Source organism: Corynebacterium tuberculostearicum (genome assembly GCF_046097255.1).
GTDB classification, from domain to species: domain Bacteria; phylum Actinomycetota; class Actinomycetes; order Mycobacteriales; family Mycobacteriaceae; genus Corynebacterium; species Corynebacterium tuberculostearicum_J.
On record NZ_CP175770.1, the window covers coordinates 2,379,607 to 2,403,855 of the forward strand.

Consider the following 24,249-nt stretch of genomic DNA (forward strand, 5'->3'; position numbering starts at 1 on the left):
AGACTGTGGCCCTGGCTGCATCAGCAGTCGGGGCCACCCTGCCACAGTAAGCACAATGAGTAGGAGGTGGATATGCGAGACAAGTTCTCGACATATTCGCGCACCACCGTGCGCCTCGATAAGGATTTAGACCGATTTGTCGAGGAGGTCGCACGGGTTGCAGGTGTTCAAAAAGCCGTCGTTTTCCGGGAAGCTCTCTACGTCCTCGCAAAGGAGGAGAGCGTACTAACGCAGAAGCGTTTGGCCCCGGACACGCTGCGCCGCCTGGACGAGATGAACGATCAACTGCGCCGGATTGGTGTCAATCTAAACCAGTTGGCTCGCCGCGCGAATATCGACGGCGTTGCACCCGTGTCTGAGTCTGTAGAAACCATTGCTGGCGAGGTTTCTTCTCTTAAAAAAGAGGTGAAGGACTTTGTCCACAATCAAAATTAACTACAGCCAGGACATCCGCGCGGCAACGGTCTACGCCGTCTATGGAACGGCAGACAATGCCCGCAAGGGTCAGGTGCGAGCTGATGCTTTATGTACGGTTCAACCAGGCGCTGAATCGTTTTCGCCACAGGCTACAGCTGGCCGTTGGTCGGGTGTGGACTTCATGGAGGCCAGTGTGGAAGAAATGGAGCGTTATGCTCCGGCTCAGCGCACCGATGAAGCAATTATCTATATCCAATCGTGGGCTAGAGACGAGCTAGATAAAGACGATCCAGCGGATGTAGCTCGGGCTAATGCAGCAGGCTCTGAGTTGGCGATGCGGCTTACGCGGGACACGGGAGTTCCGTTTACCGTTGCCACGCACACCGACAGTAAAAGCGGCTGCGTCCATAACCATATTGTCTTTGCCAACCATGACACTCGTACAAAGAAGGCTGCGCCGAGGGACATGCGTAACTGGTACAAGTTGCGCAATATCAACGACGAGTTGATGCGCGATTTGGGGATGCGTGTCTTAGAACGTGAGCCAGAAATATCGCTACTTCCTGCCGAGCGCAGGGCACACAAAGAAGGCAAGTCCACAGACTCGACCAGCTTGAAGGTGGATGAGTTGACCGCAAGCACGTGGGCGGATTTCGCGCGTAAGCGCATGGATGAACTGTGCGCGGATGAACGGGTGGCCGATGCTAGCGACCCACTGGAGAAGGCGATAGAGGTTGCTGGCGATTACAACCTGTCTCTAAAAGTGCAGCCCAATTCAAAGGCTGAAGGCGAGTCGTTGACCGTGGCCCTGGTCGGCGATGACGGCGAGGATGCCTACTTCACGAACACCACGAAGGCCGGGCGTACTCGAAAGCGTAAGGCAGCTAAAGCTGGCTCAAAATTGGGCCGCAGCTACTCGCTAGAGGGCGTGACCGAGCGCGTTAACGAGGCTCAAGCAGCCCTTCTTGCGCGGCAGCTTGCAGCACTTCAAGCCAATTCAACTGATGATGACCTGGAGGCGAAATACGGCTCCAGCCTTCTCGATGACGAGGAGGAAAACTATTACACCCAGGAGGTATTAAATCATGGTCTCAGTGACCCAGATGACGGAGTTAGCCCAAGCAGCGGCGAAGGGCAAGATGGAAAACGTCTTGAAGGTTCTCAGCCCGCGCCTGGACAAGGCGGAGAAGGCTATCAAGACGCTGCAGGAGAAACTGAAGAGTCTGCCGGAGGATACTGGGGACATTCTCAATTCTCTGCCCAGCGACTTCTCGACGAGGTTGACGCAAGCGGAAAGCGAATTAAGGAACGTAAAAAGCAATCTCGCCGCAAACAAGAACTACGTGAGCAGCAGTCACTTCCAAGTAACGATGATGGAAGTGCAGCAGATGATCACGGGTCTGATCAAGAATATCGAGGATCTGCCCAACGGCCTGGAGGGTGTGAAAGGGTATCTAATCGAGATAAGCGAGCAGATGTCGCGCCTGACAAGGATGCAACGACTGGTGCTCAAAGCAGCCGAAAGCCCCATCCATCTCGACAAGGATTCCAGCCAAGCAGTAGCCCAGAGCCTGAATGCTCAGATGACTTCGAGCCTGACTTCTAGCCTGGAACCGCTGGTAGAGGTGGCTGTATCTGAGGCAATGTCGAAAGAGTCTGAAAGCCTGCGCGAGGCAGCAAAAGCCTCTAAGAAGGCTCGCAACGCTCTGCTCCAGGAGAAGGAGGCCAACGAAAAGCTGCTGGAGGAGATACGCGCAGAACGCAAGCAGTATAACGACGACATGGAAAAATCGAACACGAACTTTATTAAGGCCTGCCAGTCTGCCTCGTGGATTGCAGCCAGTGTCCTCGTCGTTGCTATCGCGCTCGTTGCCGTTGGAGCCTTGGGGAAGGGGCTACTGAGTATGCTCGGCATACCCGACGGCGTGTCTGCCTTGTGGGGTCACGTCCAGGAGGCCAGCGGTATTGGCCCAACACTGGGCTGGTTGGCTCTCACCCTTCTCGTTATAGGGCTTGTCGTAGGGCTTATGGGCTGGATGTTGTCTCAGGCTGCGCCGGGTATTGCTCACTTGGTCGAGGAATACCGTCGCAATCACCCGAGGAAAGAAACGAACCACTAACTAGAACACGTGCACCGTAAAAAAGTTAAAAGCCCCACAACACAGCGTAGCGGTTAACCGCTACGCTTCTTTTATGCTCTCTCTGGCGCTGTTGCAAAGTTGGGGTAGTAGGAAGGGCGACGTGAAATAGTCACAGCCATGGGTGTCTTCTCCGGTTGTCATTTCCCCTCGTGGCATCATTCTGTGGGCGGTGCGGTGGTACTGCCGCTACGGGGTGAGCTACCGCGCTCTGGAGGAAATGATGACCGAGCGGGGCGTGCCAGTCGATCACACCACGATCTGCCGCTGGGTCCAGAAATACACCCTTGAGCTGGACAAGCAAACACGGTGGTACCGGCAGGTGAAATACCTCAACAACATCCTGGAAGGCGACCATGGTCGGCTGAAGCGGATCCTCGGGTCGAAAGGCGCGTTTAAGAACCGGACATCTGTATATCGGACGTTGAAAGGGATAGAGGCGATGCACTCATTGCGGAAAGGGCAAGACGCGATGTTTGCCAACAAGCAACCGAACCCGGACGCGGTGATCGTCAACCGAGTCTTCCAGAATATCTAAGCAGGCTGGACCATAATGCTGGCCAGGCGACGAAGAAAGGAGTGTTCGCGGTTCTCCACCCAACTTTGCAACAGCACCGCTAAAAACAATCGCGAAGCCTACAGCTTCACCTGGGATATGATCGCCGACAACTTTTCGACAAAAAATCGACTACTGCGGTAGAGCGAAGAAACTTACGCTGTCAGATGCGAGTTTTTGGTACCGGTGTTCTGGGGACTCGGTACTGTCGTGTTCCGGGTAGTTGGTACCGGGCCGAGGGGTACGTCGGCCCGGGCCGTTAGTCTTAGTCGTCTGGGGTGGTCGGGGCGGTGGCTTTACGCATGTCGAAGTCTCCGATATGGATTCGGTGGCCGTTGTTGAGGCGGCTTACGAGTGAATCGGCTCCGACTCTGTCTGGCAGTGTTTCAACCCAGTAGGCGGCAGCTGATTGGGAAGAGATCAGTGTTGGGAGCCTTCCGTCGCGGTCGAATATGATCTTGGCTAGGTCTTCTTGCCCGCGCTGGTTGATGCTGATGGTCATAAAGTCGTCGATGATAAGGACATCGACGTTGATCAGTTTCCGCATCTTATCGAGGTAGTTTTGGTCAGTCGGTGAGAAGACCGCCAGCATGTCTACAAGTTGATCCAGCCGGTAGTACGCCACGGAATATCCGGCTTTGCATGCGGCGATGCCGATGGCGCAGGCAATGTATGTCTTGCCTGTTCCGGTCGGTGCGAGGATGTGTATGTTGGTCGGGTTTTCCCGCCAGTTGGTTGCTGCGATTCGTTTCAGCTGGCGCATGTTGATACCACGTTGTTCTGCCCGGGTGATTTCAGCCAGGCTTGCATCCGGGTATCGGAATTGTGCCTGGGTGATGGCCTTGGCGATATTGCGCTGTTGGCGTTGTGTGTAGGCTTCTTCGACTGCGGCGAGGAAGATGTCTTCTGGTAGCGCATCCGCATAGGCCTCGTCGTTGACAACCTCGTAGAAGATGTCAGCGAAGGTTGATACACGAAGCTTGCGCATTTTTGCCCGCACAATCTCGTCGTCGATGCTGCTCATGATTTTTCACACTCCTTCTAGTTTTCGTAGTGGTCAGCAGGCCGGATAAAGACGGCATCGGCCACGTCGCCGGTAAGCGGGGTACTTGGGCGTGGTTGGCGCTTGGCCACAGGCTGTGTTTTTGGCCCTGGTTCCCCGGGATGTTGTTGGGCGTGGGCAATGTCAGTCTGGAGGCGTTTGATCACTGCCATCGTTGGGGCCAGCTTCTTGTCCACGACCTGCTGGCAGGCAGGTTCCAGGGTGGCTTTGTTGTGCTTTTTGCCCAGGTTGGCCAACACGTTGCGTGCCTGGATGAGTCCGCGGGGTACGGCGGCACTATTGCGGTCGAGGATCATCGCTATGACTGCGTGCGTTGCTGCCCCAAACGACGAGGCCCAGGCCAAAAGCTCATCACGGGTAAGCGCCTTGTGGCCTTCATCATCGCCACGCGGCCCATGCTGAGGGTTGGTGGAATACCGGTATTTGAATCCGTGAAGGCGCGTGTGTTCAGCAACAAGCTGCTCCCCGTTGAAGACGCTCACCAGTTGCGGGGTGAGCCTGACTGTTACCGACTCTCCTACCAGCTGAAATGGCACTGAGTAGTACTGGTAGTCACAGGTGATGTGCCAGTTGCGATCGACTTTAAGCCGCTTATAAGACACTTCCGTAAACGGCGTCGGCGGAAGATCCCGCATCATTGGTGCCTCTTCTTTATCAAAGCGCATCTGCCGTGTTGAGCCATCAGGCCGCGTCATTGCGCCGTTGATAACAGCAAGACGGCAAGCGATCGCCTCATTAAGCTCATCAAGGTTATAGAATGAAGCGTCCTGGGTTTAGTTCCTACCTCAGCTAAGGAAGGATTGAACTATGCCTAGAAAGTATTCCGTCGAGTTCAAGGAGAAGGCGGTCCATCAGATCATCGAAATGGTCCGCCTGGAGTCTTGCTCACTGCAACGCGCCTACACAGAGGTCGGTGAGCTGCTTGGAGTATCTCACCACACGTTGCGGGCCTGGTACCGTGACAGCGCCTCAGTACGCGATAATTCTGACGCTTCAGGCGGCGAAACAATGGAAGAAGAACTCAGGCGTCTGCGCCGCGAAAACCGCGAACTGAAACGAGCAAACGGGATTCTTAAAACTGCTTCGGCTTTTTTCGCAGCGGAACTCGACCGACCCACGACCAAATGATCTCCTACATCGACGCGTACAAAGATCAATTTGGGGTCGAGGCCATCTGCCGAGTCCTTAAACAAGCAGATCGTGGATTCATTACTTCACGCGGCTACCGCAAAGCCACCACACGTGTTCCCAGCGCAAGAGCCTTAAGCGATAGCCTGCTCATCCCAGAGATACAGCGTGTGCATGCGGAGAATTTCTCGGTCTACGGCATCCGCAAAATGTGGCACGCGATGAACCGCGAAGGCTTTCATATTGGTCGCGACAAGACCGCACGTCTGATGAAACTTGCAGGTGTTTCTGGCCGCAGACGTGGGCGAACCCCAATAACAACGGTAAGCCCGAAGACACCGGATCATCGCCCGGACCTAGTGCGCCGAAACTTCCGTGCGCAGGCACCAGGCAGGCTTTGGGTTGCCGACATTACCTACGTTCGCACCCTGTCAGGATTCGCCTACACCGCGTTTGTCGTGGATGTCTTCAGCCGAAAAATTGTTGGTGTTGCTACACGCTCGACAATGCGCACCGATGCGCTGCCCATGGAGGCATTGGAACATGCGTTAACGACTGCAGGACGAATCCATGGAAACCAACTAATTCACCACAGCGATCGGGGCAGCCAGTACGTGTCACTGAAGTATTCCACCGCGCTAGCTGAGTCAGGAATCCGCCCGAGTGTGGGAACAATCGGCGATTCTTACGACAATGCACTAGCCGAAACAGTCAACGGTCTCTACAAGGCGGAACTGATTCATGCCCAGGGCCCGTGGACGTCGGTCGGAGAAGTCGAACTGGCCACCTTGCGGTGGGTGCATTGGTGGAACACTAAGCGACTTCACGAAGCATTGGACTACGCCACCCCACAGGAAGTAGAAACCGAGTACTATCTCACCCAGCCCATCAACACAGGGCCGTAAAAGAAGCGGAACTAAACCCAGGACGCTTCAGAATGAAGCGTCCTGGGTTTAGTTCCTACCTCAGCTAACGAAGGATTGAACTATGCCTAGAAAATATTCCGTCGAGTTCAAGGAGAAGGCGGTCCATCAGATCATCGAAATGGTCCGCCTGGAGTCTTGCTCACTGCAACGCGCCTACACGGAGGTCGGTGAGCTGCTTGGAGTATCCCACACACGTTGCGGGCTTGGTACCGTGACAGCCTTCAGTACACGATAATTCTGACGCTTCAGGCGGCGAAACAATGGAAGAAGAACTCAGGCGCCTGCGTCGAGAAAACCGCGAACTGAAACTGAACTTGCCCCCGAAAGTTGGACTAGGGGTAATCCTACCCGGCTAACGTCTTAAGGGCCTTATCCCGGTATTTCATCGGGGTGCAACCATCAAGTCCCAGCTGGAGTCTTTCCGCGTTGTACCAGTCGATGTACGCGTCTACCGCAGCGGTAAATTCTTTGACAGACCCGAACTTCTCACCGTGATACATCTCGGCTTTCAAGTGGCCAAAGAAGTTTTCCATCACGGCATTGTCATAACAATTACCTCTCCGCCGGGGAACCATTTCGCAGACACTGCGCATATTTACCCTCACTCAAAAAGAGGATGCGCATATTTACCCTCACCGACCCAGTTATCCACAGGGTTTTACCTGCACGTTTATCTATTTTCCCAGGTGGCTTATAACTATATCCCTGTAGATCTATATCCCCACAGGGGATCCATCAACCAACACCGCCAGAAGCTTAAGACCGAAAGGCTCCCGCCTCGCCTTCGGCTCGTTGGGCTGCCGCCCAAATCGCAAGCGATTTGGTTGCCACCAAAACACCCCACCACAACCGCAGTCCTATGACCCTCCACGTATCCTTGTGTCTTCTAGACTGTCTTGGAAAAGAAAAGAGCGGCAAAGAATCAGAAAAGGTAACTAAGTGCCCCAGGGGCGCTACACAGAAAACAGTGCTGCCGTTATGTTCGATAGCGTTTAGGCTTCCATGTCGGTATGGGCCTCTAGGCTTGGGGCCATGGGCTTTTTAGAAAACCTCCTCAACCGCTATACCCCACGTATGTCAGGCAAGCCGGTCTTTGCCGTTATTGACACCGAAACCACCGGCTTTAACAAGCGCTATGACCGCATTATTGAACTTGCTGCCGTGCGCGCAGACGCATATTTCAACCCCGTCGACTCCTGGCACACACTACTGAATCCTGACGGCAAAGCTATTAAAAACTCCCACATTCACGGCATTACCAACGACATGGTGGCTACTGCTCCCACGTTTAATGATGTGTATGGGGGCTTCACTAGCTACATCGACGGTATGCAGCTATTTGCCCACAACGCCCCGTTTGACTCGAAAATGATAGTTGCTGAGTTTGACCGTATGTCCGGCGTCGACGATGATGAGGGCGAGGACGAGTTCTTTCCGTTCATTGACACCATTGACCTTGCCAAGCAAATGCTTGACCGTGGCCCCTACAACCTGCCCGCACTCCTTGACCGCCTGGGACTGGACAATCCGGACGCGCACGCGGCAGTAGCCGATGCGACCGCCACGGTGAACATGCTCCACTCCCTGTTCGGGTTCAAACGCGGCGAAATTGGACGCAAGATTTTGCGCCAAGGTCAAGCATTCCGCGCCACCAACACCTGGCGGGTAAGCCACGCCGCCCCACTGCTCCCCCGCGAAATATAGAGCACTCACCAGCACACACCAACCATGGCAGTCCATGCGGGTGGACATATGCTTTAGTATATGGCGGAACATACGCTATAACATATGTCCCGCCATATGGCAAGACATATAGCGGATCTGATGTGTGCGCTGATCTACCATCATTAGCCGATCAACCAACACAACTATCAAATACGGGTTGCGGTTCTTGCACCCGCCTCGCCTTGCGGCTCGTTGGGCTGCCGCCCAAATCAATAGATTTGGTTGCCACCAAACAGGGCGGTTTCAAGTGGTGGATGCATCACTTGAATAGTTCTTGTATCTTCTCTTCGGGTTTATACCAGTCGAGGACTTTTCTAGGGCGCCCGTTGAGAAGGTCTTGAATATGTTGGACATCCTTGTCGGTCAGAGTACTAAAGTCGCTTCCTTTAGGTAGGAAGTCTCTGACTAGCCCGTTGGTGTTTTCGTTGGTAGGTCACTGCCACGGCGAGTGCGGATCGCAGAAGTAAACGGACCTGACCCCTGTTTGGTGGACACCTGATATCCAGCCCAGTCGGGCTGGAAGAAAGGTAATCTACCACCATGTCCAGGTACTCCGAACAGTTCAAACGCGATGCCGTGGCCCTCTACGAAAACAATGAGGACCTCTCACTGAACTCAGCATCAGCAGAGCTCGGTATCAACCGTGCCTCGCTGCATTCTTGGATCAAGAAGTACGGCACCGGCAAACGTGCCCGCACAAAAAGCATGCGCGACAAGGTCCAAGCAGCGAATGATTCCGAACGGATCCGCCAGTTAGAAAAAGAGAACGCAAAGCTGCGCGAAGAACGTGACATCCTGCGCAAGGCCGCGAAATATTTTGCCGAAGAGACTCACTGGTGATCCGCTTCCAGTTTGTCTATGACCACCGAACCGAATTCTCGGTTAAGCGGATGTGCCAGGTGTTAAAGCTCAATCGCTCCTCGTTCTACAAATGGGTGCAAACCCGCGAAGAACGCAGGTTAAAGACGTGTTCGGATGCTCTTATTGGTGCAAGAATCAAGACCATCTTCGATGATGAATACGGGCTTTATGGTGCTAAACGCATCGCTGCAAGCCTTAAAGCCGATACGAGCTTTGGCCCGATAAATCACAAGAAAGTCGCACGAATCATGAAATCCATGGGACTTAAAGGCTTTACCAAACGCCGCCGATGCGTCACTACCAGGCGTAAGCCTGGTCACCGCGTCATGCCAGATCTAGTAGGCCGCAGATTCACAGCTGACAGGCCAAACCACGTCTATGTAGGCGACATTACGTACCTGCCGTGTAAGGGCGGCAAGAACATGTACCTGGCCACGGTCATCGACGTCTACTCGCGCAAACTTGTCGGACATGCACTCGCCGATCACATGCGGGTATCACTGGTTATCGAAGCTTTGTCCCATGCCAGGAAAGTCCGCGGAAGCCTTAAAGGGGCAATTTTCCATTCTGATCACGGCAGCGTGTACACCTCACAAGCCTTTAGGAACTATTGCTCGTCGTTGGGTGTGCGCCAGTCTATGGGAGCGGTAGGAACGAGTGCTGATAACGCCCTAGCAGAATCGTTTAACGCCACGCTCAAGCGGGAAATCTTGCGTGACAGGAAAGTCTTTGACAATCCGATCTCCTGCCGCCAAGAAGTCTTCCGGTGGTGCATGCGCTACAACACACGCCGACGGCACTCCTGGTGCAATCTTTCAGCTCCTGACGTCTTTGAAGCCGAGAATTCAGCTACACTGACTAGAGCAGCATAGCTAACCCCCGACGTGTCCACTTTCCGGGGGTCAGGCCCAACTGCTAGTCCACGTGCGATGCTCAGCTTGTCGACTTGGGCTAGTTCTACGCCTTGGTCCCAGGTCAGCGTTTTGGTGATGTTGCGTATTTTGCCGGTAAACATCTCGATCAACTTATCGACAGTCGTGGCGGAATCATGAACATCTAGTTTGCGGATCATGGTGTAGCGAGTACTGCGTTCCACACAGGTTACGAGTGCAGTTGTGCCTCCTTGGCCGATGATGAGATCGCCTTCCCAGTGTCCTGGAACAGCGCGGTCTTCAACGCTGGCAGGGCGCTTGCTGATGCGATAGTCTTCACCAATCCAGCTTCGATTACCGCGGGCTGGCAGGCGTGATTGTGGTTTTCGTCCGGTACGCCCAGAACGCAGGGCTTTTTCTACCTTCAATTCCTGGCGTAAAGCGCCTTTGGCTTGGATGTAGAGAGCTTGGTAGATGGTTTCATGGCTAATTGACATATCCCCACCTTTACCGAAGCAGCGGGCAAGATAGTTCGAAATCTGCTCAGGTGACCACTTCGTGTTCAATCCCTCGATGACCAAGGCACGCAACTGCGGGTTGGTATCGAGTTTGCGGGGTTTAGGCCTGGCTAAGCGGTCCACAGCCCGCTTTTGAGCTACGAGGGCATCGTAGCCATGCTCAGTCATCCCACGGGCGATTTCCCTGCTAATCGTCGACTGATTACGTCCCAGCTGGGCTGCAATCTCACGGTGAGTATGGCCCTGTTTCAGCAGGTAGGCTATCTCTATTCGGTCATGTCGGATAAGACGCTTTCCGCGTCCTACCTTCGATTCAGATTCAGTGGGATGATCATTGAGTATCAAACGCCCAGACTTGTGATCATGGTGCCACGCTTTGACCGTGTCAGCGCTGCGATCAACCACCTAGCCTGCCTGCTTATAGCTTTTGCCAGCATCAACCAGCTTTAGAGCTTGGGCAATGCGATCCCGGTCATGTTGTGCCGTTCCACCGCGATTGCCTCGGACGAGCTCCAACCCGTCCTGAGCAAGGTAGCGATAAGCCAGACTTTGAGGAAACCCGACCTCTTCAATTGCGCTGAGCACAGATCGGCCACTCTCAACCAGAGCGACAACTTGTTGATACTGCTTGTCAACCAAACTCCGCTGACGCCGAGCACGGTTAAGCCCCTCGCTTTGGCGCCATGCCCTCGCCTGAACCTTCGAGACGCCCAACTCCTTCAGGATCACTGGCACCGGACGCGCATCATGCAGATACGCCTCCACAAACCGCTCACGTAGCTTCTCATCACCTGACATCTACACAACCTCCTAGCTGTATAGATGCATTCACCACCTGAGCCCGCCCGTCCATTCATCCCCCTTTTTCCCCAACAAGTGGGCATCGACTAAAATTATTGTACTTCCTTCTTTCAGTAGTTGACTCAACAGAAACAACCCCCTCAAGGCCGTTTCCTTTCCAACTCTCTGCACAAGCATGGTCGTCGCCCCGAATTCTATCTGGCCTAACCATTCTTGCGGTGAGGTTGCACCCACGAGCTGCAAGGCTCCGTCACTACGTTCGCAAAGACGTCTTTGGCCCAGGCAGGTTCAATGTATGCGCTAGGTGCCTCACCTTCTGCTGGACGTACTAGAATGTGTCCGCTTGGAAGCTTTTCAAGAAAGGAATCTGAGAGCTCAAAAGAAAGTTCCAAAGGGGCCTCTCCATCACTAATGCTAACTAGCTGGTTGCCATCTTCGCGCTCTATTAACTTTGTCTTTGTTCCTGCGTTCTTCGATGGCGCCGGAGTGGTTATGCTGTCCTGCTGTGGAAGCAAGGATCCTTCGTTTATTTTTAAGCTTCCACAGCAGGACAGCATCACTTCCAAACCGGCTTAAGTGACAAAATGCCATCGCTAAAGTCCCGATTTGAGTCCCAGGACGTGCTCTTTAAGAGAAATAACTAAAGCCCCTACCAGCGTTTCCACTGGTAGGGGCTTGGAAGTTGGTAGCGGGGGCAGGATTCGAACCTACGACCTCTGGGTTATGAGCCCAGCGAGCTACCGAGCTGCTCCACCCCGCGTCGAGATGACTTCCATCATCTGCGCTTGAACAGCACGTTAACACAAAGTGTATTCGCTCTGTCCTGGCGACTCATGTAACTATACATAGGGAAAGGCACCTACCCAAATCCGCTGGGCAGATGCCTAATTCATTGCGGTTATGAGCCGAGACTACTTCTCCGTCGACTGGTAGGACTCGACTGCCTTGTCGAGCTCATCTAGGGCGCGTCCGTATTCCTCGAAGGATCCATCGCGTGCATCCTCAAGGCCTTTCAAGGCCTTGTTGATGTCATCGATGGCGCCAGCCTGATCAGACGAAGACGGAGCAGAAGCTGGAGCCGAAGGCTTATCGTTCTTGGACTCGTCCTTGCTCTTCTCATCCTTGGCGCCGTCCTTGTCCTCAGAATCGCCGTCGACTTCCTCGATGTTCTGGGCGGACTTGGCGTCGATTCCCACCTGCTCGAGGGCATCGCCGATGGTCGGGGCATAGCCCACGCGGCCCTTATAGGACACGAGCACGCGCAACAGCTTCGGGAAGGCAGAAGCCTGGTCCTTGCGCTGCGAGTAGATCGGCTCGAGGTACAGGATTTCGCCGCCACCTACCGGCAGTGCCAGCAGGTTACCGTTGTGCAAGTCATTGGTGCCCTCCCACAGGGTGCGGTCGCGGGCGACCTGGTCGGAGGACATCATCGCATCCTGTGCCTGCTTCGGGCCCTGGGTCTGTGTATTGGTGGGCAGCACGCGCACGGTGATATCGCCGTAGTTTTCCGGTTCGGAGGATACGGCCATGTGCGCAGACAGGAACTCGCGGTTAAGGCCACGGTAAGAGGTGGTCAGCTGGAAAGTCGGCTTGCCGGTCTCCGGGTCAGCGGCCATCACGTAGTACGGCGGCTGATTGAGCTGGCGGGATTCCTCCGCGGTGGGGTCATTCGGCACGGACCAGAAGGCATCGTTATTGAAGAAGACATTTGGATCATCCACGTGGTAGCGAGCTAACAGGTCACGCTGCACCTTGAACATATCCTCCGGATAGCGGAAGTGCTCGCGCAGCTCATCGGAGATCTCAGCCTCAGGCTTAACGACGTCCGGGAACACACCCTCCCAAGCCTTGAGCACCGGGTCATTCTTGTCGAACTCGTAGAGGTCCACAGTGCCGTCATAGGCATCGACGGTGGCCTTGACCGAGTTGCGGATATAGCCGACCTTGTCATTGACCAAGCGCTGGGTGGTGCCATCGGGATTGAGGGTGTCCTGGGTGGCGTCGGAAAGCGAGGCACGCTGGGAGTAAGGCAAGGATTCCAGGGTGGTATAGCCATCCACAATCCACTTCAGGCGGCCATCAACCACGGCCGGGTAGGTAGCAGAATCGGTGGTCAGCCACGGAGCAACCTTTTCCACGCGCTCGCGCGGGTCTCGGTCATACAGCAGCTTCGATTCGCTGCCGACGCGGTCCGAAAGCAGGAAGTTCAGCTCGCGATACTTGGCGGCGTACATGGTGCGGTCAAAGATATTGCCGATGCCAACGCCGCCCTTGCCGTCATAGGTGTAGGTGGAGCTATCGGTGTCATACTCGACCGGGTTATCGCCAGTCTTGCCGGTAATCGCATAATCCATGCCGTCGGCCGCGCCGGCAATAACCGGGCCGTAGTAGATGCGCGGCTGATCAACCTTAATGCCAAGGGATTTCTCTGCGTCCTGGGTCTCGCCTTCGCCCTCGGACTCGCCGGCCTGAGTCTGTAGGTCAGACACGGTAAAGATGGGGAAGCCACCGCGGGCGGAACCTGCATCGCGGGCCACCTCGTCGACCTTATTGGCCTGCGCTGCCACAAAACCGTTGCCGTGGGTGTAGACGGTGTGGCGGTTAATCCAGTCCGACTGATTCTCTCGCAGCTCGTTCGGATCCAGCTCGCGGGCGGCGACGACGAAGTCGCGCTTCTTGCCATCGATCTCGTAGCGGTCCATCGACAGCGTCTCTGGGAAGCCGTAGAAGTTCTTCAGCTGCTGCATCTGAGTGAAGGTAGGAGAAAGGATCTCCGGATCCAGCAGGCGGAGGTTATTGATGGTGGCGTTATCAGAGGCCACCTTGTCATCGGAGACATCATCCCCGCCCCAGTTGTCTTCATAGGTGACGTGGTCATCAGTGAGCCCATAGGCATAGCGGGTGGCCTCGATATTGCGGGCGATGGATTCTTCTTCCTTAGCCTGGCGATTGGGCTGTACGGAAAAGCGCTCCATCAGCAGCGGCCATGCCTGGCCAATGACCAGCGAGGACAGCAGCATCAGCACCACGGCCAGGCCGGGGATACGCAGGTCCTTGATGACAACGGCCATAAACAGGGCCACGGCCACAAAGACGCCAATGATCATCAAGATGATCTTGGCCGGCAGGTAGGCGTGAATATCGGTATAGGAACCACCGGTAAAGAGGTCGTGCTGGGTATTAAGCAGCTCATAGCGCTCCAACCAGTAGCCGATGACCTGGACTACCATCCACAAGCCGGCGGTAATCGCCAGCTGCAGGCGAGCGGGGTGGGAGATGGAGCCGCGCACACCGGCGGCCTTATTGCCAATGCGGATGCCGCCCAGCACGTAGTGGCCGAAAAGCGCAATAAGGAAGGCCAGGATCAACAAGATGGACAGGGTGCTGACCACCATCTTTAGAACTGGCAACGTGAAGGCATAAAAACCTAGGTCGTGGTGGAACTGGGCGTCTTGTTCGCCGAATTCCTGGCCGTTGAGGAAGAGCAGGACCGTGCGCCAATTGGACTGGCCGATGAAACCGGCGATGATGCCCACGATGGCGGGGATGACCTTGAAGAAGACACCCATGGACTTCTCAATGGACTTGCGGTACTGATACACCGGCGAGTTCAGGTCTCCCAAGTCGAGCGAATCCGGGCGCCCGCGCCAGGCAAAATAGCCGGCGGCCCACACCACTGCAGCGGCCACAAGACCGAAGATGATAAAGAGGACTATCCGCGCAATAATCGCGGTGGTGAAGACGTTCCGGTATTCAATCGCACCAAACCACCTCCAATCCGTGTACATGCCCACGAGCATGGGGCCAAAGAACAAGAGGACGGCAATGATGGCCGCAATGATTGTCGCGACCCGCGGGGGCCGCTTCAACGGGGCGGCTGGTGTGGATGACCCTAAGGACAACGCCAGCTCCAATCAACTAGTGCGAATTTAAAACCTGTAGACTTCTTCCAGCTTAAGGAAGCAATACACAGATAACGAATAAGGATGTTCATGAGTTCCCCCGAATTATCACAGCCAGCTTTAAACCGCGCGATGACCGAAGCCGTGGAATTCGTCCACGCCGAAGGCTGGGACGCCCGCCCCACCATCTTCGCGCTGGTTCCCACCCACTTGGTAGCCGATCAGCTTGCCGCACTCGATGAGGAGGACGCGGCGCCGCTTACCCTCATCGTGCAAGATAACGTGCCCGAAAACATTGAACCTGGTTCGGAGCAGCTGGCCGATTATGTCTCCCGCCTGGCCTGGCCGCGAGAGGTTGCTGGCGTCATCTTGGCCCAAGAGATTAAGTTCCGCGATACCTCCAGCGAGGACCCCTCCCCTCGCCCGGCGCGCCTTTATTCCGGAGCGCTGCGCGAGGAAGGCATCGAAACCACCTTGCTGCAGCTGCGACCCACCGAGGAGGAGCTAGAAGCGGCCGGACCGTTCGCAGAGGATGACATCCAGTTGCGCGGCGGCCCACAGGTAGCACCGGGGGTTATTGCGGCCTTGCGCTATGGGCTGAACCAAGACCCGGATGAGCTAGATTAGACTGAAGTGACAATTCTCGCCTGCGACTAAGGAGCATTTTCCTACCGTGCGACGCACTACTCTCACTCGCCTGACCGCCACCCGCGCCACCGCAGCAGCGCTTCTGCTGGGTGTAGGCGTGAGCACTGCCGCTTGTTCCTCGGACGATGCCGCGCCTGCCGACGCCTCCGTGGAGACCACCACCGCCGGCGCCGAGTCCACCGCCCCTGCGGCGGATACCGCTGAGGAAACCAGCACCGCCTCCAGCTCTCCTTCCACCGTTGCGTCCAGCGCGGAATCGAGCGCGGCGGAAAGCTCGGGGGTGTCTGAGGGGGCGTCGGCAAGCAAGGAGCCCGGTAGCGAAAAATTGGAAAAGTCGGTGGCCAAGGCCTATGACATCTTTGCTCCGGTAGCACCCAAGGAGCTCTTCGCGCACTTCGACCGCTGCGATTCCACGGGCGGGGACGATTCCTATAATTGCTCTGGGCCGGAGGTAGGCCAGTTCCAGTTCTTCCGCTCGCATTCCAAGGCCAAGCAAACCACGCAGGTGCTTACCGAGCTGCGCAGCTCGCAGGTCATCGAAGATGACGGCGACCGCGTCGTAGGCTGGTCCACCTTGGGAACCACCGCGGTCATCACCGTGGTGGACAATAAAGAAGGCATGGTCATGCAGCAGATGATCTCCTCCGACCAGGAAGACCCGGAAGAAAAGATCAAGGAGCTGGGCCTAGCTAAGTAGGCCGGCTACTGGCAGGTTTTAATATCCTTGCCGTCCGCGAAGTCCTTCATCGTGGACACTGCCTCATCCAAGGTGGAAACTTCCGCGATGGGCATATCGCCGTGGTCGCTCGCGGCGGCCTCGGAGCAATTATCCTTCGGCGCGAGGAAGAGCTCCGCGCCCGCCTCGTGTGCTGCGGCGATTTTATGTTGGATGCCGCCAATGGGGCCTACTTTGCCATCTTCCTGAATGGTGCCAGTGCCGGCCACGAACTTGCCGCCGGTGAGGTCTTCCTCGTTGAGCTTATCGATGACCGCCAGGGTAAACATCATGCCGGCGGAGGGACCGCCAATATCCTGCAGGTTGTATTTGACCTTAATATCATCCTGCGGGACCGAGAGCATGGCGATGCCCAGCATTGCCTGCCCCTTCTGCTTCGGGTTCTCCCCTAGCTCGATTTCTTCTTCTTGCTCCTTGCCGCCCCGCTGGACGGTCAGCGTGACCTTATCGCCAGGGCTTTTCTGCTTGATGACGTCTTGGACCTCGCCCGGCTCCGAGACCTCCTTGCCGTCTACGGCGGTAATGACATCGTCCTTTTTCAACGTGCCCTGCGCCGCGCCCTCATCCAAGACCTCCGCGATGGTGATCTTTACCGGCAGGTGCAGGTAATCCATGGCCGCCACGGTGGCTGCAGACTCGGACTGGGTAAAGGCCTGCTTATTGGACTCTTCTACCTCTTTATCGCTCATATTCTGCGGAATGACGGTATCGATGGGCACGATGGTGTCATCGGTCATCATCCAGCGGCCCAGCGCCTGTGCCAGGGTCATATTGGTGCGCACAGACACCGTGGTCATGTTGAGGTGGCCGTCGGTGTCATAGGTTTTCGGCGCCTGGACATCGACGACCTGGGTGCCGTCGACCTCACCCAATGTGTCCACCGTGGGTCCTGGGCCCTCAGCGGCATAAGGCACGGTCAAAGACACATCGGTGCCGGGGATATGGTCAAGCGATACCAACGCACCGGTGAGGACGACGGGGATGGCACCCCAGGCGATGGTGCGGACGCGACGGCTAGCAGGAGAATTCACGGATCAATACCCTACAACCTTTGCCATAGTGTTCGCTGTCAGCGTAGCGGGGATCATGGAAAGTAGCCGGACGGTGCCGGTAGATTAGGACGCATGAGCAACGGATTCGGTTTTTCTTTCCCCAATAACGATGACGACGATAATGACGGACGTCGTGACCAGAACCCGTTCGGCGCATTCGGCGGCGCTAATGGTGGCGGCCTGGGTGACATGCTGAACCAGTTCGGTCAGATGCTGTCCGGCATGGGCTCTTCCATGAACTCGCCGGAAAACTCCGGCCCCGTTAATTACGACATGGCTAAGCGCATCGCCCTGCAGCAGATCTCGCAGTCCAAGGCGGTAAGCGCGGACGATACCAAGGCCGTAGAGGAGTCCGTCCGCTTGGCGGAGCTCTGGCTTGACGACGCCACTTATTTGCCCACCGCCTCCGGCACGGCCAAGGCTTGGGATTCCAAGCAGTGGCTGGAAGAGACCATGCCGGCGTGGCAGCGCATGGTCACCCCGGTGGCAGAGCACATGAATGATGCTCAGCTGGACTCCATGCCGGAGGAGGCCCGCGAGATGATGGGCCCTATGACCAAGATGATGAACCAGATGTCTGGCATGAACTTTGGCATGCAGCTCGGCCACGCCTTGGGCGATTTGGCCTCCCAGGCGCTGACCGGCTCCGATTTCGGCCTGCCCATCGCCCCAGCCAATACCGTGGCACTGTTGCCACAGACCATCCAGAAGGTCGCCCGCGAGATTAATGTTCCTGGCCAGGAGGTGCTAGTTTATATTGCCGCCCGCGAGGCTGCCCGCCAGCGCCTGTTCAAGCACGTGCCCTGGCTGGTAGAGCGCATCGTCTCCTCCGTGGAGGAATATGCCATCGGCCTGGTTATTGATACCTCCCACCTGGAGGAAGTCACCCGCGAGCTCAACCTCGAGTCCGGCGATCCACAGGCAATCCAGGACGCAATGAGCAAGTTGCAGGGCATGGACCTCTCCCCGCGCATTACGTCCAAGAACACTGCGGCCGCATCCCGCCTCGAGACCCTGTTGGCACTGGTGGAAGGCTGGGCCGAGCACGTCGTTACTGAGGCACTGGGCGAGCGCATCCCGTCGACCTCGAAGCTGACCCAGGCATGGGCGCACCGCCGCAGCACCGGCGGTTCCGCCGAGAAGGCCTTTAGCAAGGTGGTCGGCATCGAACTCAATGCCCCTAAGGTTTCTGAGGCCGCTGAGCTATGGCGCCGCGCCACCGTCGCCGTAGGCGCGGAAAAGCGCGATAAGGCCTGGGATCACCCAGACTTCCTGCCCACTGCGGAGCACCTCGATAATCCGGCCGCCTTTATCGATTCCCTGCTGGACGAAGGCCCGGATGAAGGCTTTGAAGAAGAGTTTGCCAAGCTGGAGGAAATGCTGAAGAACGGCGAGGATTCCTCTGCGGCGCAGGGCGACGAGTCCAAGGAGTCCGAGAAGCCGGAAGACCAAGACGACAAGAAGGACAAGGGCAACGAGGACGAGGAGAACTAGCAGCCCCAGCGCTGATAGGCCTCAAGATAGCCCTTCGCCCGCTCAGCGTGGGGCGCCCTGTCCGCCCACTGCCAAAAATCCCGCCCATGGCGCGGGATGAAGGTGTGGGTGAGCTCGTGAATGATCACTGAATCCAGCACATAGTCCGGCACCTGTTGTAGCCGGTCGCTCAGCCGAATATCCGCGGTGGAGGTAGTACAGCTACCCCACCGCGTATTTTGATTGCTCACCCACCGAATAGAGCCAATAGTCGCGCGGCCATCTAAATACGCCGCGTTGAGCCGCCGCGCACGTTCCTCAAGCTGGGAGTCCGTGCGGCGGCCACTGCCCCGTTTCTTTTCCACCCGCGCCAACATGTCCGCGACTGCTTCGCGCTCATCGCGCGCGGACATCCACGCGGGAATGCGCACCTCGAGCACCCCGGATACCATGCGCGCCTGCACGGTTTTCTTCCGCTTGGCAGAGCGAATGACTTTAACCTCTGGGCGCTGCGGTGCGGTTGGCTGCATGCTCGACATGACAGGTGATTGTACCTGTGGTGCAATGGAGACCACATACTTTGGGGGAAGGGGTTAAAGGAGTGGGGATTTCTGCCACCCAGGTGGTCTTGGCGCCAGGCAGCGCAGTATTTTGCCGCGAGGAAACGGTGATCCAATTTGGCATGGATGCCACCCGCGTCGGGGTTGCGGAAACTGGAAGCGCGCTCGCCGTCGCGACGGCTTTCAACACCGCTCGCGAGCCAGTGTCCCCGGAGGACTTGTCCCACCGGCTGCGTGCCGCAGGGCTTGAGGAGGCGGCGGCGCTGAGCCTCATTGAAGACGCACTGGACTATGGCATCCTCTGGCCGCACAGGCAGGCCGCCGAAAAGACAGACACCATTGTCCTCATGGGAGAATCCACCCTGGCGGAGAGGCTCCGCGCACGCCTAGAGGCGGACGGCTTCCAGGTGCGCATCCCGCTGGAGGAAGACAATGCCTTTTCCTATATCCACGACCTCGACGGCATGTATCCGGTGCTCGCCGTGGACCAGCTGCACTGCCCGCTGGATTGCGCGAATGCACTCGCGGGCACCGGAACCACGTGGATTCCGGTATCTTTGCTGGACAATCGTGGCGTCATCGGTCCGGTACGGCTGCGGGGCCAAGGACCGTGCCCCTTGTGTGCGCACTTGGCGCGCGTGGATATGGACCCACTCTGGAATATCATCAGCACCCAGCTCACCCGCGTGCGCCGCACGCCAGAAGCCGTGGTGCTCGATGCGGTTGCGGCGCATACGCAAGTGATTATCCGGCGACTGATGGGGCGGCCGCTGCCGCCAGGCGCGCCAACCGCTAAGCCGCGCCCCGGGCAGCAATGGGAGGTCGATATCTACGGGCACCACCAGCAGCGCACCGTCATTGCGCATCCACGCTGCCCGGTGTGTTTCGGCGGCAAGACCAACCTGGCTAGCTACGAACCGAACGAATAACCTCTAGTACCTGGGCACCGTAGCGCTCCAGCTTGCTGGGGCCTACGCCGGAGATGGAAAGCATCTCTGCCTCATCGGAGGGCAATTCCTCCGAAATCGCCTGCAGGGTGGCATCGGAAAAGATGACATACGCCGGTACCTTTTCCTGACGTGCAATCTGGGAGCGCCACGAGCGCAAGGCAGCAAAGACCTCTTCGTCGCCGCCGCCCTCACAGTCTTCATGGCGGCCGATGACCTTTTCCGCCGGTGTTCCCAACGGACCAGAGCACACGCGGCACCGCTTCGGGCGGCGCGAGCGAGATCCACCGCCGGAGGCATCTTCGGCCGCTGGGACGATGCCATCGAGGAAGCGGGTGCGCTCGCGCGAGGCACGCGAGCCGGTAGTCTTCGCCAGCGCCCACGACAGCGCGAGGTGCTCACGAGCGCGGGTAATACCCACGTAGAAAAGGCGGCGCTCCTCTTCTACCTGTTCGTCGCCGGCCTTGATGGCGTGGTTGATGGGCATGAGCTTTTCCGTTAGCCCCACGAGGAATACCGCATCCCATTCCAAGCCCTTGGCGGCGTGCACGGTAGCCAGCGTCACGCCTTCCATAGCTGGGGCCTGCTTATCGGTAGAGCGCCGGCGCAACTCCCCCAGCACCCCGTTGAGATCGATGCCAGGAGTTGATTCCACAATCTTTTCAATGAGCCCTACCAGTGCATTAAGGGACTGCCAGCGCTCGCGGGCCTGGGCGCCCTGCGGCTCGGTGGAGCTCAAACCCAGCTCGACAAACGCGGCCCGGGCAATCGCCACCGGGTCATCCGGCAGGTCCTCACGGCGGGTCGCGGCGATGAGCACGCGGATGGCCTCCAGGATTTCCGGGCGGCGGAAAAAGCCCTCGCCGCCGCGGACTTGGTAGACCACTCCGGCGTCGGCAAGCGCTTGCTCAAACTGCTCCGACTGGGCGTTGATGCGGTAAAGGATGGCAATCTCGGAGGCCGGCACACCCTGATCCAGCAGAGTAAGGACCTGGCCAGCCACCTCTTGGGCCTCAATTTCTTCGGACTCATAGGCCTTGAAGGTGGGCTCTGGGCCGGGCTCGCGCATGCCCTGCAGCTCCAAGCGCGTGCCCGCCGCGCGGCCGGTGGCCTTGCCAATGACCCGGTTGGCCAGGTCCGTTACCTGCGGCGTGGAGCGGTAGTCGCGCTGCAGCTTGACCACGGTGCCATCCGGATACGTGCGGGAGAAATTAAGCAGGTAGTCCGGGGAAGCACCGTTGAAGGAATAAATGGTCTGGTTAGCATCGCCCACCACAGTAAGGTCATCGCGCTCGCCCAACCAAGCGTTGAGCACCCGCTGCTGCAGCGGGGTAACATCCTGGTACTCGTCGACGACAAAGGTGCGGTACTGCTCGCGGAAGGTTTCCGCAATCGCCGGCACATTCTCGATGGCACCTGCGATGTGCATGAGGAGGTCATCGAAGTCCAAGTGCATCATGTCCGGCGTGGCCTTGGACTGCTCGTAGCGGCGGAAAGCCTCTGCCACCTTGGCCGGATCGGCCGGTGCACTGCGGTCCGTATTGGCGATCACGGACTCATAATCTTCGGCACTGACCAGCGCGGACTTAGCCCACTCGATCTCCGCCAGGACGTCTCGAATCATGTCCTTGGAATTATCTAGCCCCACCGAGCGCACCGCGCGGGCAACTAGGGGGAATTTATTATCCAGCAGTTGCCACGGAAGATCTCCTGCTACCTGCGGCCAGAAATACTTCAACTGGCGGCGCGCCGCCGCGTGGAAGGTCTGCGCCTGCACGCCGGCCACGCCCATGGTGCGCAGGCGATCGCGCATTTCTCCGGCCGCTCGCGCCGTGAAGGTCACCGCAAGTACGCGCTGCGGGCTCACAAAACCCTGGTCCACCAAGTTGGCAATGCGATAGGTAATAGTGCGGGTCTTGCCCGTACCCGCGCCAGCCAAGATGCACACGGGCCCGCGCGGCGCCGTGGCCGCGCGCAGCTGATCTTCATCCAGCAAGGACAAATCCGGCTTAGTCACCGTGGTACCACTCCATAATCATCGTGTGTGCAATTGAACCCGGACGAGGAAGCGAAAGCTCAGGCAGTTCGGCGCGCTCCACCCACCGGATCTCTTCCAATTCCCCATCAGTATGGCAGGTGGGGTGGACATCAGCCGTGTGCGCACAAAAGCCCAGCATAAGAGAACCACTCGGCGGCCACGCCTGCGAGCCCCAATAGCGGATATCCTCCACCCTACGCCCGGTTTCTTCCAGGGCCTCGCGTGCAAAAGCAGCCTCTGCGGTCTCGCCCGGCTCAACGTAGCCGGCGATCAGAGAAAAGAAGCTAGTGCGGCGGCGATTGCGCGCCAGCAAAATCCGGTCGGTGCCGCTGAGGCGAATGAGCCCGATGACGGCAGGATCTAGGCGTGGGAAGACCATCCGGCGCTCGTCCAAAGGATCGCGCCCAACGATTCCCGGTGCTGGGTAGTCCAGCTTGTGACCGGTGCGCGGATCAAAGCGCTGCTCGCGCCGATTGCGGATCAGCGCAATGGCTTGCAAAATCACCGGCTGGTCCGCAAAGAACGTCGCGCTTTCTAGCCGGCCCAGCTCGCTAGCACCGTCTTCCGGATACGCGCACGCCTGCAGGGTACCTAGGTCCACTACTGCGTGCTTGCCGACGCCCCCGGGAACCTTCTCCACCAGCACCGGCTCCCCCGCTGCCGTAACCGGTACCTGGCCGTGAGGGGTTACTGGGAGGAACACTTAATCCTCATCATCATCGTCCATGACCTCAATGGGTTGCTCCATCTCATGCTTGATGTAGAGCAGACGGTCGCCCGGCTTCAGCGCGGAGGCATCCGCAGTATCCACGCGGTGCAGCTCGTTATTGCGCAGGACAGCCAGCACGATATCTGCCAGGTGGCGTGGGTTGGAGCCCACCTCGAATTCGCGCACAGCGCGCTCGGCTACGGAGAAACCCTCGTTGGGTGAGAGCAGGTCTTCCATCATTTCCACCACCGTCGGGGTCACGGTGGCTAGGCCCAGCAGTCGACCGGCCGTCTCAGCGGAGGTGACCACGGAATCTGCACCGGATTGGAGCAACAGGTGACGGTTTTCGGACTCGCGCACCGACGCCACGATCTTGGCCTTGGGCGCAAGCTCTCGCACGGACAGGCAGCACAGCACCGCGGTATCGTCCGTGGATGGGGTAACGACGATGGAGCTGGCGTTCTCTACCCCAGCGATCTTTAGCACGTCCTGCTTGGTACCGGATCCAAAGATGGTGACCAATCCGTGGTGCTCGGCGTGAGCGAGGGACGCACGGTTGGTATCGATGACCACGATCTGGGAGGACGGAACATCATCGGCCAGCAGCGCGGCCACGGCTCCGGCGCCCTTGGTGCCATAACCGATAACGACGGTGTGGTTACGCAATTGCTTTCTCCAGTTCTGGATTTGGAAAGTACGGCGGGCTTTATCCGTCAGCACGGACAAGGTCGCGCCAACCAATAAAACAAGGAAGATCAGGCGGGCGGGGGTAATAAGCGTTAAGTTAATAAACCTGGCCTGCGGGGACACGGGCACGATATCGCCGTAGCCCACGGTAGTCAGCGACACCGCCGCATAGTAGGCAGAGTCCAATAGCGACATGTCCTCGCTATACCCACCGCCGTCTAAATAGACCACGACGGTCACGAAGACAACGATGCCCAAAGCCCACAGCACACGCTTGCCCAACTGACGCCACGGGCTGGAATTTTCATCCCTCGGCACCGTAATGACATCAATGAGAGCGTGGTCTGGCTGCGAGGACAGCTCGACCTGCGGCAAGAAGCGACTTCTAAAGCGTGACTTCATTGCCTGCGCACGTTTTTTGGCCACTAGCCCAGCCTTCTTTTCTGGTCTCGAATGATTGCTCAAGAGATTGCGCGTTTACGCAACCGCCCA

The 24,249-nt window shown here is 57.5% G+C and carries 21 protein-coding genes, 1 tRNA gene and 3 pseudogenes; 12 read left to right on the top strand and 13 right to left on the bottom strand.

Features of this window, described 5'->3' with window-relative positions; translation table 11 throughout:
- Positions 1-72 precede the first annotated feature (72 nt).
- From mobC to ACKFRY_RS11355, 4 genes and pseudogenes are all read left to right on the top strand, one after another.
- Positions 73-435, top strand: a complete 363-nt coding sequence (mobC, locus tag ACKFRY_RS11340; RefSeq protein WP_070769497.1) for a plasmid mobilization relaxosome protein MobC — start codon at positions 73-75, stop codon at positions 433-435.
- Positions 416-2,023, top strand: a complete 1,608-nt coding sequence (locus ACKFRY_RS11345; protein ID WP_408922872.1) for a relaxase/mobilization nuclease domain-containing protein — start codon at positions 416-418, stop codon at positions 2,021-2,023. Before mobC ends, ACKFRY_RS11345 begins: the two co-directional genes overlap by 20 nt.
- Positions 2,001-2,537: a hypothetical protein gene (locus tag ACKFRY_RS11350; protein ID WP_246819292.1), complete on the top strand. Its 537-nt coding sequence runs from the start codon at positions 2,001-2,003 to the stop codon at positions 2,535-2,537. Before ACKFRY_RS11345 ends, ACKFRY_RS11350 begins: the two co-directional genes overlap by 23 nt.
- A gap of 138 nt (positions 2,538-2,675) precedes the next feature.
- Positions 2,676-3,093: pseudogene (locus ACKFRY_RS11355) on the top strand (DDE-type integrase/transposase/recombinase).
- A 283-nt stretch (positions 3,094-3,376) separates the two neighbouring features.
- Here the strand turns inward: ACKFRY_RS11355 and ACKFRY_RS11360 are convergent.
- Both ACKFRY_RS11360 and ACKFRY_RS11365 read right to left on the bottom strand, forming a co-directional pair.
- The gene (locus tag ACKFRY_RS11360) at positions 3,377-4,135 is read right to left on the bottom strand and encodes an ATP-binding protein (protein WP_150851610.1); all 759 of its coding nucleotides are present in this window, start codon (positions 4,133-4,135) and stop codon (positions 3,377-3,379) included.
- Positions 4,136-4,152: 17 nt separating this feature from the next.
- Positions 4,153-4,869: a Mu transposase domain-containing protein gene (locus ACKFRY_RS11365; protein ID WP_408922873.1), complete on the bottom strand. Its 717-nt coding sequence runs from the start codon at positions 4,867-4,869 to the stop codon at positions 4,153-4,155.
- Between the two features lie 112 nt (positions 4,870-4,981).
- On the opposite strand from ACKFRY_RS11365, the gene ACKFRY_RS11370 reads away from it, so the two are divergent.
- Together ACKFRY_RS11370 and ACKFRY_RS11375 are read left to right on the top strand one after the other, a co-directional pair.
- A protein-coding gene (locus tag ACKFRY_RS11370) for an IS3 family transposase (protein ID WP_100619247.1) occupies positions 4,982-6,207 on the top strand; the annotation gives its coding sequence in 2 pieces (ribosomal slippage) (positions 4,982-5,261 and positions 5,261-6,207; 1,227 coding nt in all).
- An 82-nt stretch (positions 6,208-6,289) separates the two neighbouring features.
- Positions 6,290-6,463, top strand: coding sequence for a hypothetical protein (locus ACKFRY_RS11375; protein WP_408922874.1), 174 nt, complete (start codon positions 6,290-6,292; stop codon positions 6,461-6,463).
- A gap of 109 nt (positions 6,464-6,572) precedes the next feature.
- On the opposite strand, the pseudogene ACKFRY_RS11380 reads toward ACKFRY_RS11375, so the two are convergent.
- Positions 6,573-6,791: pseudogene (locus tag ACKFRY_RS11380) on the bottom strand (IS3 family transposase); the annotation flags it as partial.
- A gap of 469 nt (positions 6,792-7,260) precedes the next feature.
- On the opposite strand from ACKFRY_RS11380, the gene ACKFRY_RS11385 reads away from it, so the two are divergent.
- Positions 7,261-7,932: a 3'-5' exonuclease gene (locus ACKFRY_RS11385; RefSeq protein ID WP_070769504.1), complete on the top strand. Its 672-nt coding sequence runs from the start codon at positions 7,261-7,263 to the stop codon at positions 7,930-7,932.
- Between the two features lie 280 nt (positions 7,933-8,212).
- On the opposite strand, the pseudogene ACKFRY_RS11390 reads toward ACKFRY_RS11385, so the two are convergent.
- Positions 8,213-8,422 (bottom strand): annotated as a pseudogene (locus ACKFRY_RS11390) (IS30 family transposase); the annotation flags it as partial.
- A 71-nt stretch (positions 8,423-8,493) separates the two neighbouring features.
- On the opposite strand from ACKFRY_RS11390, the gene ACKFRY_RS11395 reads away from it, so the two are divergent.
- Positions 8,494-9,686, top strand: a protein-coding gene (locus tag ACKFRY_RS11395) for an IS3 family transposase (RefSeq protein WP_100067808.1) whose coding sequence is annotated in 2 segments (ribosomal slippage) — positions 8,494-8,773 and positions 8,773-9,686 — 1,194 coding nt in all. Because the reading frame shifts where the segments join, the coding sequence is not laid out codon by codon here.
- Here the strand turns inward: ACKFRY_RS11395 and ACKFRY_RS11400 are convergent.
- The 4 genes from ACKFRY_RS11400 to ACKFRY_RS11415 all read right to left on the bottom strand — a co-directional run bounded on the left by ACKFRY_RS11400 (position 9,593) and on the right by ACKFRY_RS11415 (position 14,874).
- Complete coding sequence (locus ACKFRY_RS11400; protein WP_408922875.1) at positions 9,593-10,609, bottom strand: IS30 family transposase; 1,017 nt, start codon at positions 10,607-10,609, stop codon at positions 9,593-9,595. The two genes, ACKFRY_RS11395 and ACKFRY_RS11400, sit on opposite strands and share 94 nt — an antisense overlap.
- The gene (locus ACKFRY_RS11405; protein ID WP_408922876.1) at positions 10,610-11,002 is read right to left on the bottom strand and encodes a hypothetical protein; all 393 of its coding nucleotides are present in this window, start codon (positions 11,000-11,002) and stop codon (positions 10,610-10,612) included.
- A gap of 686 nt (positions 11,003-11,688) precedes the next feature.
- Positions 11,689-11,765, bottom strand: a tRNA-Met gene (locus ACKFRY_RS11410).
- 151 nt (positions 11,766-11,916) lie between these two features.
- Positions 11,917-14,874, bottom strand: coding sequence for a UPF0182 family protein (locus ACKFRY_RS11415; protein ID WP_408923431.1), 2,958 nt, complete (start codon positions 14,872-14,874; stop codon positions 11,917-11,919).
- Between the two features lie 123 nt (positions 14,875-14,997).
- Here ACKFRY_RS11415 and ACKFRY_RS11420 point away from each other — a divergent pair, with 123 nt between their 5' ends.
- Entirely contained in the window at positions 14,998-15,534 is a 537-nt protein-coding gene (locus ACKFRY_RS11420) for a PPA1309 family protein (protein WP_005322346.1), read from the top strand.
- Positions 15,535-15,580: 46 nt separating this feature from the next.
- Entirely contained in the window at positions 15,581-16,252 is a 672-nt protein-coding gene (locus ACKFRY_RS11425) for a beta-N-acetylglucosaminidase (RefSeq protein WP_408922877.1), read from the top strand.
- A 5-nt stretch (positions 16,253-16,257) separates the two neighbouring features.
- Here ACKFRY_RS11425 and ACKFRY_RS11430 read toward each other — a convergent pair whose 3' ends face one another.
- The gene (locus ACKFRY_RS11430; protein ID WP_408922878.1) at positions 16,258-17,322 is read right to left on the bottom strand and encodes a PDZ domain-containing protein; all 1,065 of its coding nucleotides are present in this window, start codon (positions 17,320-17,322) and stop codon (positions 16,258-16,260) included.
- Positions 17,323-17,415: 93 nt separating this feature from the next.
- Here ACKFRY_RS11430 and ACKFRY_RS11435 point away from each other — a divergent pair, with 93 nt between their 5' ends.
- Positions 17,416-18,837 carry a zinc-dependent metalloprotease gene (locus tag ACKFRY_RS11435; RefSeq protein WP_408922879.1) on the top strand — a complete coding sequence of 474 codons (1,422 nt, stop codon included), beginning with the start codon at positions 17,416-17,418 and terminating at the stop codon, positions 18,835-18,837.
- Here the strand turns inward: ACKFRY_RS11435 and ACKFRY_RS11440 are convergent.
- Positions 18,834-19,355, bottom strand: coding sequence for a M48 family metallopeptidase (locus tag ACKFRY_RS11440; RefSeq protein ID WP_408922880.1), 522 nt, complete (start codon positions 19,353-19,355; stop codon positions 18,834-18,836). The two genes, ACKFRY_RS11435 and ACKFRY_RS11440, sit on opposite strands and share 4 nt — an antisense overlap.
- Before the next feature lie 62 nt (positions 19,356-19,417).
- Here ACKFRY_RS11440 and ACKFRY_RS11445 point away from each other — a divergent pair, with 62 nt between their 5' ends.
- Complete coding sequence (locus tag ACKFRY_RS11445; RefSeq protein WP_408922881.1) at positions 19,418-20,305, top strand: hypothetical protein; 888 nt, start codon at positions 19,418-19,420, stop codon at positions 20,303-20,305.
- Here ACKFRY_RS11445 and ACKFRY_RS11450 read toward each other — a convergent pair.
- From ACKFRY_RS11450 to ACKFRY_RS11460, 3 genes are read right to left on the bottom strand one after another with little or no spacing between them, the layout of a single operon-like run.
- Positions 20,283-22,340: an ATP-dependent DNA helicase UvrD2 gene (locus ACKFRY_RS11450; protein WP_284844715.1), complete on the bottom strand. Its 2,058-nt coding sequence runs from the start codon at positions 22,338-22,340 to the stop codon at positions 20,283-20,285. The genes ACKFRY_RS11445 and ACKFRY_RS11450 overlap by 23 nt on opposite strands.
- Positions 22,333-23,064 (bottom strand): NAD(+) diphosphatase, encoded by a 732-nt coding sequence (locus ACKFRY_RS11455; protein ID WP_408922882.1) that lies wholly within the window; start codon positions 23,062-23,064, stop codon positions 22,333-22,335. The genes ACKFRY_RS11450 and ACKFRY_RS11455 overlap by 8 nt, the downstream gene beginning before the upstream one ends.
- Complete coding sequence (locus ACKFRY_RS11460) at positions 23,065-24,183, bottom strand: potassium channel family protein (protein WP_408922883.1); 1,119 nt, start codon at positions 24,181-24,183, stop codon at positions 23,065-23,067. It abuts the gene before it with no gap.
- Between the last annotated feature and the right edge of the window lie 66 nt (positions 24,184-24,249).

Bases quoted from the DNA above. Each gene is read 5' to 3' on its own strand.
- mobC (WP_070769497.1), top strand. From the start codon at position 73: ATGCGAGACAAGTTCTCGACATATTCGCGCACCACCGTGCGCCTCGAT.
- ACKFRY_RS11350 (WP_246819292.1), top strand. From the start codon at position 2,001: ATGACTTCGAGCCTGACTTCTAGCCTGGAACCGCTGGTAGAGGTGGCT.
- ACKFRY_RS11360 (WP_150851610.1), bottom strand. From the start codon at position 4,135: ATGAGCAGCATCGACGACGAGATTGTGCGGGCAAAAATGCGCAAGCTT.
- ACKFRY_RS11365 (WP_408922873.1), bottom strand. From the start codon at position 4,869: ATGACGCGGCCTGATGGCTCAACACGGCAGATGCGCTTTGATAAAGAA.
- ACKFRY_RS11375 (WP_408922874.1), top strand. From the start codon at position 6,290: ATGCCTAGAAAATATTCCGTCGAGTTCAAGGAGAAGGCGGTCCATCAG.
- ACKFRY_RS11385 (WP_070769504.1), top strand. From the start codon at position 7,261: ATGGGCTTTTTAGAAAACCTCCTCAACCGCTATACCCCACGTATGTCA.
- ACKFRY_RS11405 (WP_408922876.1), bottom strand. From the start codon at position 11,002: ATGTCAGGTGATGAGAAGCTACGTGAGCGGTTTGTGGAGGCGTATCTG.
- ACKFRY_RS11420 (WP_005322346.1), top strand. From the start codon at position 14,998: ATGAGTTCCCCCGAATTATCACAGCCAGCTTTAAACCGCGCGATGACC.
- ACKFRY_RS11435 (WP_408922879.1), top strand. From the start codon at position 17,416: ATGAGCAACGGATTCGGTTTTTCTTTCCCCAATAACGATGACGACGAT.
- ACKFRY_RS11440 (WP_408922880.1), bottom strand. From the start codon at position 19,355: ATGTCGAGCATGCAGCCAACCGCACCGCAGCGCCCAGAGGTTAAAGTC.